The sequence below is a fragment of the Acinetobacter dispersus genome (assembly GCF_009884975.1).
GTDB lineage: Bacteria > Pseudomonadota > Gammaproteobacteria > Pseudomonadales > Moraxellaceae > Acinetobacter > Acinetobacter dispersus.
In genome coordinates this window covers 2,065,591-2,078,253 of record NZ_CP041970.1, presented here as the reverse complement: position 1 = coordinate 2,078,253, position 12,663 = coordinate 2,065,591, and the positions used below count along the sequence as shown (strand labels likewise).

The following is a 12,663-nucleotide window of genomic DNA, read 5'->3' as shown; positions in this document are numbered from 1 at the left end:
TTTATTAACCAATCACACGTGGTGTAATTTCCCAACCAGTTTCTATACCTGCTTCTGATAATTCTTCATTAATTCTTATTAATTCAGCCTCTTCATTATCATCTCGTAAGGAAAAACTAGATAAATGACTAAATCTTTTTAATAAACGACCCAAATGATTTGGATAGATATCTTTAATACCAAAATATTGACGGTAGATTTGACCACTTGTTAAAAGCATTGGCGTTTCAACTCCTTGTGATGCTGTTATTCGTTCTTCATTGCGATTAAGCGTCCATATTTCTTCACTTTTAGCGCCTACTAATGTTAATGGATTATGTGTAGATACGATAAAAGACATCTTTGGTAAAATTTTCTTAGTTCTAGAAATAATCTCAATTTGCCACTCAGGATGTAAATGAAGATCTATTTCATCGATGATTACTAACCCTGTCATATTATTCAAGAAGTTTTTATCAATTTTAAAATTATATTGTTCAGCATATTTTAACCATCTAGCTACTAAATCAAGAAACCAACCAGCATTTGTTAAATATCCATCACTTAAGCAGCTAAAAGGGATTTTAATGTTATCGTCTTCTGAAAACCAAAGTTTTTGATCAAAAACTTCAATTGATTTTAAATTCATTAATTTCTTTAATGAATCAAGAGTGTTTTCAAATATTAATTTGCTTGTAGGGTTTTTTGAAATATCACCTTCCAGACTAATCAGCCAAGTTTCAGCTTGAATTAGATCTGCACTTTCATCGAAAAGTGTGGCTATTTCAGGACCATCATTCTCATCTAAATTAACTTGGCGAGATGCACCTCCTAAAGCTGATCCTCTACGACATCCGTATGCAAATATAGGGAAAAGCTGAGGTTTTTCTTGTTCTGGAATTTGAATGAAGTCTAATCCATAAGTATTATTTGGCCTGATATGGATTTGGTGTTCTGATGTGTCACTAAGAGTAATTGTTATATTTGAGTTAATAAAATCATTATTTTGCTCTTTTGTTACTTTTCTCCAATAATTACCAAAAACTCCCCTTGGCCAGATTGACGGATTTTTAATATTTCTAAGGGATATTACAAAGCTTTTTAATAAAGTTGTCTTGCCAGAACCATTTGGCCCAATTATAACTATCCATTGCCCATGATCTTTTTCTGGGTTAATAAATTCCAAAGTTAAATCACTTATTGCTCCAATACCTTCAACTTTAATTGATTTGATATGAATTGGATTTTCAGGAATTCCTCCCAAAATTATTTGTTCTTTAGATTGCTGTGGGACTGGAAAAGGTAACGATAGTTTATTCCAATTAGTTGTTAATTCTAACCCTGATGTTCTTTTTTGGAACTGCTCCTTAATTTCTTGTAATAGAGGTCTTTTATAAAGAGAGTTTTTATTAAAAATAAAATTATAAATTTCAATTAAAACTAATTCATTGTTTTTTTGTGATGTACTAACCATTTTTAATAAAATAATAGTGTTTAATAGAATTCTAGGTTCACTTTCATAAGCTTTGAAAATTATAGATAAAAAATCTTGGTTGCGTTCAATTTGATACTGACCTAAAACAATTTGTATCAGAATGAAATTTGCTTTAGTTAAATTTTCATTGAATTCATCAGGATCAATTTTTTTAATAATTTCTTTTAATTTATATGTTTGAGGAATTGCATTGATGTAATCTATGTGATTCTGGTAGCGATATAGTAAATTGATAGTAAAGTATATAAGAGTTGGATGCTTTGGTAACTCTATTAAGGAGCTAAATAGAGTTTCTAATGGATCAAGTAGAAGTAAATCTTGCTTTTTTAGTGTGACTTTATTTAATAATTCTGACCATTTAATTAGCGATAAGCTTTTGGGTCTTTTGAGTATGATTGTTTGATATGAGAAATTGTTTGATACCCATGTGTCTAAATGATTTTCATTATATATTTTTTGTGATTTTAAAGGAAGTTTTCTCCAAAAAGATAAGCATATGACTGATAATGCTTCTTTAAGTAATGCAGATTTTGTTTTATTTATTAATAAACTAGATGTTTCTATAATTTCTTCTTTATTCTTAATCTTTAGGTTTGAGTTTATAAAGTAGCTTAAGTTTGATAGGTTGGTAGTTAATATTGGGGGATATAAATTGATAGACTTTAAAGTCCAAGGTAAATTAAGAGATAGATTAATGCTTTTAATAATATTATCTATATCTTGTGGCCCAGACCATGCATGTTGTGCATTTATCCAATCTATTTCATTTCCTAATTCTTTTGCTTTTAGCTTGATTATTACTTTCTTTAATTCAACAATATTATTAACATAAGAAATAGTAGCCAAGAAAGGCCATGAAAATCTAATTTTTTGTTTTTTCCAATAATCCAAACTTTTATTTTCTTCAATTTTTTCCAATAATATAATTAGATTGTCTAAAGTTGGTTCTTTTTCGAAATTTGCAACTAAATACCATGTTTCCCACTTTTTTGATTTTGGAAGTTCATAAGATGGTGATGGGATTTTTTGAAAATAACTTTTGTTATTATCAATTTTTAAAACGTCGAAGCGGTCACGGTTTGGGTTCTCTTCAACTATAAAAAAGATATATTTTAACCAGTTTGTCCACTTAATGTCTTTTTTAAATTTTCCTGGAAATAATTTTGAAGTATTTATGAATATTTCCGGATCTATTTCATGTGAATATTCTTCAATTTTATTACAAATCCATTCTCCTAGTGATATGCTAGAAATATTTAAAAAATAAAATAGGTCTTCAGTAAGTACTTTAGTGTTGAAATATTCATTTCCTATATTTATGGCCCAGGTCTCATTTTTATTTGTTGATTCAATTATACATGCCCATACAGCATTATTTTCACCATAGTTTTTTTTTGCTGAAACAATTAAATGCTTTTCGATAGCTTCAATTAAAATAGGTTTGGTTTCTTCATTTATAATTCTTAATAAACGGATATGTTCATAATCGGCTGGTAACTCTAAAAGGCCAACGGCTCTATTTACTAAAGCACGAGCACGTTTTGGTTGTGCTAAAGCAGAACCTTCTTCTAGAATTTCCAATGCGAGTCTTGAACCAGCTTTTGAAGCCCTTGCTAATTCATCACTATTATCGTCATCTAGATATTTACAAATATGATCAGCTAGAATATCCCTTAAAGGTGAGGATTCACTAAATAGTTTACTGGAAACAAACAATAAAACATTACGGAACATAGGAGATTTAGAAATTTGAATTAATCTAGTTTCAACTTCAGAGTCTCTACCACTGCATAAAGCCCAGGCAGCCATGAATTCTTGTAATGAGCGAATTTCAAAACCAAATTTTCCTGGTTCTGGTTCAACAAGAAAAACTAATCTATTTTCAGCGGCATTAGCGATTTCACGTATTAATTCTTTTTGTTGATCTATCGAAATTTCATCTTCAGTCAAAACTGCAGAAATAACTTCTTCTAATCTTGTCTTACTCATACGTGCCGAGGCTCCTCCATAACGCTCTGCTTCAACTTGAAGTAGTAATCCAACACGTGCATGAATTCTTTCAATATGAGTCCGGTGTTCTGCTAATAATGATGAGGCATAAGTTTCTCTTTCGATTTCTCTATCAAACGTATATGAAAAATATCTGGAAAATAAATTCCATCTCTCTTTGGGAGCCCGTCCAAGTTGTTGTATTAAAGCTGTAAGAATAGTTACTTGCAATGGAGTAGTTAAAAGTCGTTCAGTAGAAGGTTCTGTTGCTGCTTCTGAAATTTGACGAAATGCTTTTGCTTGCAGGTCAGCACCTGTAATTTTCGCTTGAATAAGTTTGTTTGCATATGTTAAAGCTTCATCTTTTTCTAATGGAGCTAGAAAAAATTTTTGAAGTTTCAAGCCAATTTGTGAAAATTCGTCAGCATAACCTTGAGGGCGAGTCGTAGCAAGAATTTGAGCAGAGGCAGAATTTTCTGCTAAGATATTAATGAGCTCTCGAACTGCTTGAACAATACGTTCTCTGTCCTGTGCCGCACCTACTTCATCAAAACCATCTAGAATAATAATAGAAGGTGTTACGCACATTAGTTGAAAAAGTTTTGATGCGTCTAGTTTTATATTTTTAGAGCTAGGTAGCTGTTCAATAAATTGTATAAATAAGGGAAGTGGGGATGTATTGTTTTGAATATCTGTTCGTGCAGCCCATTCTGCAAAGTTAGGCAAAGTGATCTGAATTGGTAATAAGGCTACTTTAGGTGGTTTTAGTGAATTAAGAGAGTCATCTTGAGTGAAAAAAGAATTAACAGTTTCTTTCTGAACTGATGTTAATTCATTTATATATGGATAAATCAAGTTCGCTCTATGAAATTGGCAAGCTAATTGAGTTAAAGTTGATTTCCCTTGCCCAGGTCCTCCTATAAGTAGAGTAGCACCCCAATTATGATTATCATGGAAAGAACGGTTACTAAAAATTTCTTCATTAGAATCCTCATTTTCTATGAGGTCCATAGAATGCAAATCTGTATTAGATTTGAGGGCATTTTTTAAATTAATTGGCTGACTTTTAAAAAGATTTTTAAGAAATAAAGGCCTCTCTTCTTGTTGAGAGTGATGAGCCTTTATTGGTAAGTCAATAAAAACATTGCTTAATGGCACCTGAGAATTTGTATGTCCTCCTTGTTCTAATTTAGCATATTTTTGAGAAACTAATTGCTCTGCTAACCAATGCTTAATTATTGTAAGTTCTTCTTTATTTAATTTTGCTTTGATAGCAACTTTTTCTAAAAAATTTGAATTATTGTGTTCAAAATGAACATTAAGCTCTTTCTTATCCATTATTAGAATTCCAATTTAGAATTTGTTGACTATACATCTGAATTTTGCAAAAAAAGTTCATTTATGTAAAGAAAATAATAGAAAATCAGACAGATATTCGCCCTATTGGGTGGAATACTTCTCATATTCACTTTAATAGTAATTATTTTTTAGATCGAAAGATTTTCCTTTTTTAACGTTATATAAGGTATCCCTATTCTTAATAGAAGAAGGAGCACATCTTAATAATGTTAGTGTCAGGGTTTTGATAAAATTTTTAATTTTAAAAAACCTTATATATCAAATATTTATTTTTAAATATTGAAATTTAATAGTGCGTAGGTGCACTGCGCTATATGTGTTTTTATTGAATAAAAATTTTAACTTATCAAGAAATGTAAAAAAGTAATGGGGTGAGATTGGATAAATAAGAACTCATATTTTAATAAAAAACTATATAAAACATGGCCTTATTTATTTTGTTCAACTGACGCCACCTCCACCAAAATATCAACAGAGATTATTCGATCTGAAATAAAAAAGCGTTTAAATAAATCTTAGGGTTGCTACTAACTTGTCGTTAAAGAAAATTCGGAATCATTAGAAACAAAGATATTTTCTGTCTTTGAACTGGGAACGATGTATTGCGCTAACAATACACAGCTCTTCGACAGTAGCTCCTGTCAAAGTTACGCAGCCATCGTGCGTACGATAGGTCATTATTGTCAATAAGTTTATGTTTTTAAATAGGAAAATATAATGTAGTGATTGTGATGAACTAGCTTAGTTAAAGAGTAAATATTGATAATGGGATGCTGGCAACTGAACAGGAATTTAAAGCCTGAGAGTTTTCTTTAAGTACAATGATATATACTATTTTTCTTAAATTACAATAATGGAAAAGGCTATGTTCATTCAGCATAATGAATACTATATAAACACATCAACTATTACATATTTTAAGGTGAGTGAGTCTGAAAAAAAAGTTTTAGTATTTTTTGGGGGAGCAAGCCAAACTAACTTAGACATGGCCGTTACATTGCAATACAATACAAAACCTGAGTTAGATGCCTTAATTTCTAAGTTAAAAAAATGGTAAATGAAGAGCCTCTTGTTTTTTTAGTCAATGAAGTAACATAATCAATATTATATTAATCAACGTAATTACGAATTAGAGAAAGCGCATGGGGCACAACAGCATACATCTAATTTGAGTCCTCATGATAAGTCTAAATATTATCTCGAACATAGGATTTGATGCTTTAAATGTACAAGGATATGAGCAACAGCTCAACTCAATTTTGAAGGCGAAGAACAGAGGTTTAATTTCTGAAAAAGACTACCAGCAAAGAATTGCAAAACATAACCCAGTGCAATTAGATCAGAAAAGTTATCAACTTAAATTTTCAATTCCTATCGGGAATTGAAAATAAATGTAAGTAAAATCTCAATCTAAAAGGTTCCTTTTTATACATGCTATAGTGATTATTTGTTAGAGAGCCACGAAATGAATATTTTTATTTCTGGTGTTTTGGATGGCCAGATTCTACCAATAGAAGAATACAAGTCCGATACATTCAAAATTTCTCATATGGATACGTCAGAATGTACTGAATATATTCGTAATGTATTTGAGAAAGATCATATTACACATATCTTTTGGATACCTGAAAGTCTAGATAGAAAGTATGTATATGAACGAATTGAAAAATATTTACATGATAAATGATCTCAATTCTTAAGGAAAACCCTAAAAGCCATATGGTTTTAGGGTTTTATAAATCTTAGTCCATTGTTCTTACGATAATTTATACAATTCTAAATATTAGATACATGAATTAAAAAAGTCCCTCAGATCTGAGAGACTTTTTATATCTTCTTTAGTTAATGGATAATTGCAATTTCTTAAACAACTAAACCAATCAAAGGGATAAAATTAATGAATAGTAAAATAAATCAGTGCACTAATTTATTCTCTATAATAACAGTACCTTAAATCAGTTTCTTAGGCACTGATAATAAGAAATTATTTGTTGTTAGTCTCAGGTTCTTGCGAATCCTGTGGTTTCGGAGAGTCTTCAGGTTTAGGAGTGGTTTGAGGACTGTTAGGAGTATTTACCTGAGTATGTTCATTCGCTTGAACTTGATGTGCCGCTTCGTTGTCTTTAGTCGCTTTCTTAGAAAAATCTTTAAAATCAGACATTTTAATCTTCTTTGTTTGGCTATGGAGAGCCCATAGTACGCGGTTATTTTGCTTACACTACAGTAGCTTTAAGAAGTATTTGTAGGGATATGTAGGTGAACTCAACAATATATCTCTGAAATGTTTCTTAAATAAATTCAAATAAATATTAAGTGTTGATTACTATAATTTAAAAAGCATTACCTGCTCTCAATAATTTCAAGGGCAGGTACATAAAGATTACAAATCTAATATTTAAAAAAATCTAATTACTTAGATGTGATATTTATAAAGCCATATTGAAAAGTAATTACTTCAAATGAAAAGAAAGCAAAGAGGTTTAAAAGCAAAAGAATCAAATTGGTCAAATGACCAAGATTCATGTCTTATAGAGAACAATTCAATGACTATTGAACAAGTTATGTTATTTCTGCCATTTAGTGGAAATGAAATTAAAGCACGAAAACAATTTCTCGGACTTTATAAGCGACACAGACAAATGAAGAGTATTGAGTAGCGCTTTATTTTTTGTTCGGTGCCAAAATTTTAATACTCTGTATGAGTTATAAAGGTGAGGTTATCTAAATGTGCTCACAAAAGTTTTTAAGCGAAATAAAGAGACTGCCTTGTGTGATTTGCGGTAATTCGCCCGTAGAAGTAGCACAAAATAATCAAGTTGATCTTTTAAAGGAATCAAGTGCCAAAGCAAGTGATTCCTTTATAATTCCTCTATGTAGGAACCACCATATTGAATATGATCAGTTCCAAAAGATGAATCGATCACAGTCAGTTGAATGGTTTTATCAAATGCTTGAAAAGACTAAGTTGATGTTGATTATTAGGAATCAGGGTGATGTTTTTTAATATGATTTTCTATACTAAAAAAGACATAATCCATGAAAATTATAAATAGGATTTATGATGCTCAAATTGATTACGAAGAGAAATACAACGAATCCCCTGAAATTTTATTTTTAAGTATTCTAACTTATGGAGAAATGCACAAAGAGCCTCAATCTCTTGAAGGTGTTTCTTTAACAATTGCTGGATGCGAGTTAATTATTGTAGAAAATATGCTAGGTGACTTTAAGTACTTATCCCATGTAGATTTAACTAAAGCAATTAATGCTTACAATGCTAAGCCTAAGGATTTAATTTTAATTAGAAAATTTGAAAAAGCTGATAAAAGTGCAGGAGAAAATTTAAGTACATGCAGAAATGATCCAAGGATGATTGCTGTCCAATTTTATATTCAGCGTGAGCTGATTGATGCTTATCAGCGACATTATTTTGATAAAAAAATTTAAAGTTCTAGTCATCAAATATTCAAGAATTACAGCATTGTAGATGTATGAGAAATGAATCTGTAAAAGGTGAAGTTAAGGCGTCTTGGGTTGTAGTATGTTAGTCTAGTTGTTCAAGTGAATTGAAAAAAACAACTTAAACTGGTGAGCCTATGAGTTTCACAATGTGGTTGCAAGAATTAGACAAGGATATTGAAACTAGAACTGAAATTAGAATTACTCTGGATTCAGAAGTCCAGCCATCTTATATGTCAGAATTTGGTGGTGGAGTAGTTGAAATTGAATCAAATGGATATTTCTCAAATTGCGATGATGCAAGACTGACAGCAAATTTTGGGTTGAAATTAAAAATTACTAATAGTGAAAAATATTTAAATATATTTATTCCTACTCAAGAGGAAAAAAATGAAGATACTAAACAAATGAAAGTGGTGGAGCGAAAACTCCATAAAGGAATGAAAGTAAAAGTTTATAGATCAAAGTTAGGATTTTCGTATTTAGCTGAGATTAAATCTTTTTAAATAAAAAGCCCTCGGGGGGCTTTTTTATTTAACTGAAATTTCTCATATTTTAATGTGTGTTTGGCCGAAATTTATGCATATCGAATTTTGGTGCTGCAGTGTAATCATCTGGGGAGAATTCATGCAAAAATTGAGTTGCTTCCTCATTGTCACATCTTAGCCAGTTATTTCGCCTATCTCGTGGAATAACAACAACAGATCTCTTTTCATCTTCAGGTGCATGAAAATGTTGCATGAAAGGGTGTGAATCAGCATTGATTGTAATCATCGTCATAGAGATGATTGACTTACCGTTAATACTTGATTGCTCATAGAGTCCAGCCAATGTAAATGGCATGCTGTCTTGTCGATAAATTCCATACCATATAGCTTTGCCGTCTATATATTTAGGTTCAAAGATAGTTTCAACTGGTATTAGACAGAATTGGTTATTCTTCCAAGCATTCTTAAAGCTGCGTTTAGTAGCAATGGTTTCACATTGAGCATTAAATGTATTTTGAACCCTTTCCAAATCCTCAGTCCAAAAGGGTATCAGACCGAAACGGGCAGAGTGCCATTCAATATTTTCGTTAGTAGAAATCAAAATTGGGGCATTATAACTTGGGTAAATGTCTGAATTATAATCGAAAGTAGGTTCATAAAGATCGAGGAGATGAGCACGATTTTTTGAAATTGGTTCGTAATTAGAACACATTTGAATCACCACTTATATCAAGTGAGTAATATTTAATATAGCAGGGTTTTTTGTGGAGATAAAAATAATATTTAAATATATGATATTACATTTAATGTACTCAAAATGAATACATTTCTTAGAGATCGGGCTAATGTAGAGGTAACTGTATGTTCAGTTGTCTATTATTGAGATAATTATGAAAGACGGAATTTATTTGCTTACATTTAAAAGTCAAGATAAAGACTTTGGGAGTGGGATTCTTGTAGTTGATGATAGTGTGGTTAATGGAGGAGATATAACCTATTCATATAATGGAATAATTGAAGAAAACAGATTGGTTTTGAGTCTAAATAAGCACAATGTAAATGTTCATTCTCTTTTTGGGGATTTCGGATCGTTAAAACTTAATCTAAGTTTTCAAGAGAATAATCAAGGTTATATTTTGCATGGAAATGTAGAAAATTTACAATCAGTTCCTTTGCTTGTACAAGCAAAATTGATTGGAAAAGTTGAATGAATATTTTTTAGTTTGTTGAAATTTATATTTTAAAAGACCCATTTAAAATCTCTGGTGTATAGTTTGCAAATGACTTTTAATAATAAATATAAATCAATTAAATGTATAACATGTTATTTTGTTGTCTACGAAACATAAAGTAGAGTAAAAAATGGAAAGTTATCTAGAAGTAGCGGAAAAGCTATACAGTTCCTTATATAGTAGAAATAAATTGTCATCTAAATCAAATAATTGGTTGAACTTGCTAATAAGAGAGTTAAAGAAAGAGATAGTTGGAACAAATATTCAGCTAAAATTTAATCATATTTATTTTAGACAAGGGTTTAAGAATGAAACTGAGATTAAATTTTTAAGTCTTGATATCAGTCTGATACCAAATTGTGAGAATAAGTATGAATTTATTCTTTGGCTAGCTGGATTTATTGAAAAAATAACTACAGGAGGGAGGAAAGCTCCGCCTGCTATTAAATTAAATATTCCTTCTGAATATATTTATTTGAAATATTTAAGTAAAATTTCTAAAGAATGGGAGGGTGGAAGTAAAGCTGAGATACTTTCTGGGTTTAATTCTAGAGAATTTTATGATAATTATAAAAGATATAATAATTCCATTTAAATTTAATAATTTTTATACCTGAGAATGCTTATATTTATTAAAATGTTAGAGTGATTATATATTTTTACTTACAAGTAAGTGCATTTAAGCTATATCTATAATTCGATTAAAGGTCTATGGTGGTTGAGTGCTAGATAATTATCTACACATCATTAGATAGGAGAGACACTAATGTCTCAGAATCAAGATAATTCAAAACAACAGGCTAATCAGCAAAATCCATCACCAGGGCAGCAACAGCAGTCTGAGCCAAAAAAAAATCCACCTGAGCAGCCTGGTTCACAACAACCAGACACCAAACAACCTAAAGAAAGTAATGAGCAGCATAAATAATCATTATTATTTTAAGATTGTGTAGGCTTATGCCTATTTATAGAGAGCTATAATAAGCTCTCTATTTGTTGTGATTAATTATCTATGGTGAATTTTCTATTTTTTTATAGTGAGTGATGCGATTTATAAGAGTAAATAATTATGATTTGGGTATTTGCAATAATAGTGATTTGGGTCCTATATATTTTATTCGGAAAAAAGATAAGTAATAGGAATAGAGTCCAAGAGTTCCCTAATTTCACATTAAATATTGTAGGAAAGATTTTTTATGAGAAAGATGAAGAGTATGAGCATGAAGTTATTGTGGTGCTTTATCAAAATGAATTAAAAACTGTTATTGGAATTGATAGTGAAAAATTCATTAAAGTTAAAAAAGACGCCATAGTTGCACAAGAAGATACAGGTGAAGTAGGTGTTTACATAGATGCAATGCGAGTCGGTTATTTAAATGCTGATAGTGCCAAAGAATTCTGTAATTTTATAAAAACAAAGAACCTATCTAAAAATGATGCTTTTGAAGTTGAAGCAATTATTATGGGTAATCCAAAGGGTGATAAGTGGTACGTTAAGCTAAACATACCATGCAAGATGCAAAAATTTAGATATAAGATTTATTGAATGTCGCAGATTTATAAAAGACCTTTACATTTGGTGACCTGCTTTCATGCCTACTTTTGTAACTGACTTTAAGATACAAGAGCACGACTCAAAGTTATCGAACGCCGATCTACTATGTGGACTTAACATTACGTGATGGTTTCATTTTACAAGAAGCAATTAGCTCAGCCAAAAAATTTTGATAACGAGAGCAAGGCAGCAGGATTTTATCAGGAGGCATTAGATCATTTTGCACGGCAAGTTTATGCCAAAGCCAGGTATAAGGTAGAAAGTAAAGATAGTGTGGATATTGATAAAAATTTTATACGGAGAGAGTGAGGCAAAAAAGTCTTAATAAATGCATAGTTAGTTAAATTGATTGTTGAATTTTTTCATGGATTAAAATTGGTAATAAATGTCTATATTTTATTATTTAATGTATAAAAGATCTTATTTTCACAATTTATTCACGTCAGTTTCCATTAATTTAGTACTATTATAAATGTGAAAGGCGTTATTTATGCAGCTTATTAAACGAACAATGATTTTTTCAGGTTTGATTGCTTCTTTAGGATTTTTAGGCTCTTTTGCAGCGTATGCAGAAATCAATACTCCTAAAGCTGTGGATAAGGTTGAGGTAGATAAGTATGTCGGTAAGTGGTATGAAATAGCACACTTTCCGATGTATTTTCAGCGAAAATGTGTGAGTGATACTACAGCCAATTATTCGATCAACTATGATAAAACTATTGCTGTAATTAATAGTTGTCGTACAAAAACAGGAGAAACGATTAGTTCTGAAGGTATTGCTTATCCCCAAAATGAAGGGAATAGTATGCTAAAAGTTAGCTTCTTACCTTCTGGATTAAGATGGATTCCGTTCACTAAAGGAGATTACTGGGTTCTAAGAGTTGATTCTGACTACCGAGTAGCATTGGTAGGAGGCCCATCTCATAAGTACCTATGGATATTATCAAGAGAGCCGAATCTGGATGCAGCAACGTATCAATCGTATGTGCAAACTGCACACGATTATGGATATGATACTTCTAAGCTGGTTCGGACTCCGCAGAAACAATAAATTGAAAATAGTTATGTTGAAATTTTAAAGACTAATACGGGTTCATCTTATCAGTT

At 30.8% G+C, this 12,663-nt stretch carries 12 protein-coding genes and 2 pseudogenes; 11 read left to right on the top strand and 3 right to left on the bottom strand.

Annotated elements, in window-relative coordinates:
* Positions 1-4: 4 nt before the first annotated feature.
* On the bottom strand, positions 5-4,801 hold the full coding sequence (locus tag FPL17_RS09450; protein ID WP_159884719.1) for an AAA family ATPase: 4,797 nt from the start codon (positions 4,799-4,801) through the stop codon (positions 5-7).
* An 886-nt stretch (positions 4,802-5,687) separates the two neighbouring features.
* On the opposite strand from FPL17_RS09450, the gene FPL17_RS09445 reads away from it, so the two are divergent.
* Positions 5,688-5,879, top strand: coding sequence for a hypothetical protein (locus tag FPL17_RS09445; RefSeq protein WP_159884717.1), 192 nt, complete (start codon positions 5,688-5,690; stop codon positions 5,877-5,879).
* A 51-nt stretch (positions 5,880-5,930) separates the two neighbouring features.
* Positions 5,931-6,207 (top strand): annotated as a pseudogene (locus tag FPL17_RS19010) (hypothetical protein); the annotation flags it as partial.
* A gap of 599 nt (positions 6,208-6,806) precedes the next feature.
* On the opposite strand, the gene FPL17_RS18775 reads toward FPL17_RS19010, so the two are convergent.
* Positions 6,807-6,983 carry a hypothetical protein gene (locus FPL17_RS18775; protein WP_004771033.1) on the bottom strand — a complete coding sequence of 59 codons (177 nt, stop codon included), beginning with the start codon at positions 6,981-6,983 and terminating at the stop codon, positions 6,807-6,809.
* 564 nt (positions 6,984-7,547) lie between these two features.
* Between FPL17_RS18775 and FPL17_RS19120 the strand changes: the two genes are divergently transcribed.
* The 3 genes from FPL17_RS19120 to FPL17_RS09430 all read left to right on the top strand — a co-directional run bounded on the left by FPL17_RS19120 (position 7,548) and on the right by FPL17_RS09430 (position 8,787).
* Complete coding sequence (locus tag FPL17_RS19120) at positions 7,548-7,826, top strand: DUF968 domain-containing protein (RefSeq protein WP_151714939.1); 279 nt, start codon at positions 7,548-7,550, stop codon at positions 7,824-7,826.
* A 32-nt stretch (positions 7,827-7,858) separates the two neighbouring features.
* Positions 7,859-8,269: a hypothetical protein gene (locus tag FPL17_RS09435; RefSeq protein ID WP_151714938.1), complete on the top strand. Its 411-nt coding sequence runs from the start codon at positions 7,859-7,861 to the stop codon at positions 8,267-8,269.
* A 161-nt stretch (positions 8,270-8,430) separates the two neighbouring features.
* Positions 8,431-8,787 (top strand): hypothetical protein, encoded by a 357-nt coding sequence (locus FPL17_RS09430; protein ID WP_151714937.1) that lies wholly within the window; start codon positions 8,431-8,433, stop codon positions 8,785-8,787.
* Positions 8,788-8,836: 49 nt separating this feature from the next.
* Here the strand turns inward: FPL17_RS09430 and FPL17_RS09425 are convergent, their stop codons facing one another.
* Entirely contained in the window at positions 8,837-9,481 is a 645-nt protein-coding gene (locus FPL17_RS09425; RefSeq protein WP_151714936.1) for an SOS response-associated peptidase, read from the bottom strand.
* A 178-nt stretch (positions 9,482-9,659) separates the two neighbouring features.
* On the opposite strand from FPL17_RS09425, the gene FPL17_RS09420 reads away from it, so the two are divergent.
* From FPL17_RS09420 to FPL17_RS09405, 6 genes and pseudogenes are all read left to right on the top strand, one after another.
* Positions 9,660-9,980 (top strand): GrlR family regulatory protein, encoded by a 321-nt coding sequence (locus FPL17_RS09420; RefSeq protein WP_151714935.1) that lies wholly within the window; start codon positions 9,660-9,662, stop codon positions 9,978-9,980.
* Between the two features lie 151 nt (positions 9,981-10,131).
* Positions 10,132-10,596 carry a hypothetical protein gene (locus FPL17_RS09415; RefSeq protein ID WP_159884715.1) on the top strand — a complete coding sequence of 155 codons (465 nt, stop codon included), beginning with the start codon at positions 10,132-10,134 and terminating at the stop codon, positions 10,594-10,596.
* Between the two features lie 171 nt (positions 10,597-10,767).
* Positions 10,768-10,929 (top strand): hypothetical protein, encoded by a 162-nt coding sequence (locus FPL17_RS18770; protein ID WP_004771043.1) that lies wholly within the window; start codon positions 10,768-10,770, stop codon positions 10,927-10,929.
* 141 nt (positions 10,930-11,070) lie between these two features.
* Positions 11,071-11,547 (top strand): hypothetical protein, encoded by a 477-nt coding sequence (locus FPL17_RS09410; protein ID WP_151714933.1) that lies wholly within the window; start codon positions 11,071-11,073, stop codon positions 11,545-11,547.
* A 32-nt stretch (positions 11,548-11,579) separates the two neighbouring features.
* Positions 11,580-11,797, top strand: a pseudogene (locus tag FPL17_RS19005) (recombination directionality factor); the annotation flags it as partial.
* A 270-nt stretch (positions 11,798-12,067) separates the two neighbouring features.
* Positions 12,068-12,607, top strand: a complete 540-nt coding sequence (locus FPL17_RS09405; RefSeq protein WP_373885776.1) for a lipocalin family protein — start codon at positions 12,068-12,070, stop codon at positions 12,605-12,607.
* Positions 12,608-12,663 lie beyond the last annotated feature (56 nt).

Coding starts and splice junctions, on each gene's coding strand:
- FPL17_RS09450 (WP_159884719.1), bottom strand. CDS start 4,801: ATGGATAAGAAAGAGCTTAATGTTCATTTTGAACACAATAATTCAAAT.
- FPL17_RS09445 (WP_159884717.1), top strand. CDS start 5,688: ATGTTCATTCAGCATAATGAATACTATATAAACACATCAACTATTACA.
- FPL17_RS18775 (WP_004771033.1), bottom strand. CDS start 6,983: ATGTCTGATTTTAAAGATTTTTCTAAGAAAGCGACTAAAGACAACGAA.
- FPL17_RS19120 (WP_151714939.1), top strand. CDS start 7,548: ATGTGCTCACAAAAGTTTTTAAGCGAAATAAAGAGACTGCCTTGTGTG.
- FPL17_RS09435 (WP_151714938.1), top strand. CDS start 7,859: ATGAAAATTATAAATAGGATTTATGATGCTCAAATTGATTACGAAGAG.
- FPL17_RS09430 (WP_151714937.1), top strand. CDS start 8,431: ATGTGGTTGCAAGAATTAGACAAGGATATTGAAACTAGAACTGAAATT.
- FPL17_RS09425 (WP_151714936.1), bottom strand. CDS start 9,481: ATGTGTTCTAATTACGAACCAATTTCAAAAAATCGTGCTCATCTCCTC.
- FPL17_RS09420 (WP_151714935.1), top strand. CDS start 9,660: ATGAAAGACGGAATTTATTTGCTTACATTTAAAAGTCAAGATAAAGAC.
- FPL17_RS09415 (WP_159884715.1), top strand. CDS start 10,132: ATGGAAAGTTATCTAGAAGTAGCGGAAAAGCTATACAGTTCCTTATAT.
- FPL17_RS18770 (WP_004771043.1), top strand. CDS start 10,768: ATGTCTCAGAATCAAGATAATTCAAAACAACAGGCTAATCAGCAAAAT.
- FPL17_RS09410 (WP_151714933.1), top strand. CDS start 11,071: ATGATTTGGGTATTTGCAATAATAGTGATTTGGGTCCTATATATTTTA.
- FPL17_RS09405 (WP_373885776.1), top strand. CDS start 12,068: ATGATTTTTTCAGGTTTGATTGCTTCTTTAGGATTTTTAGGCTCTTTT.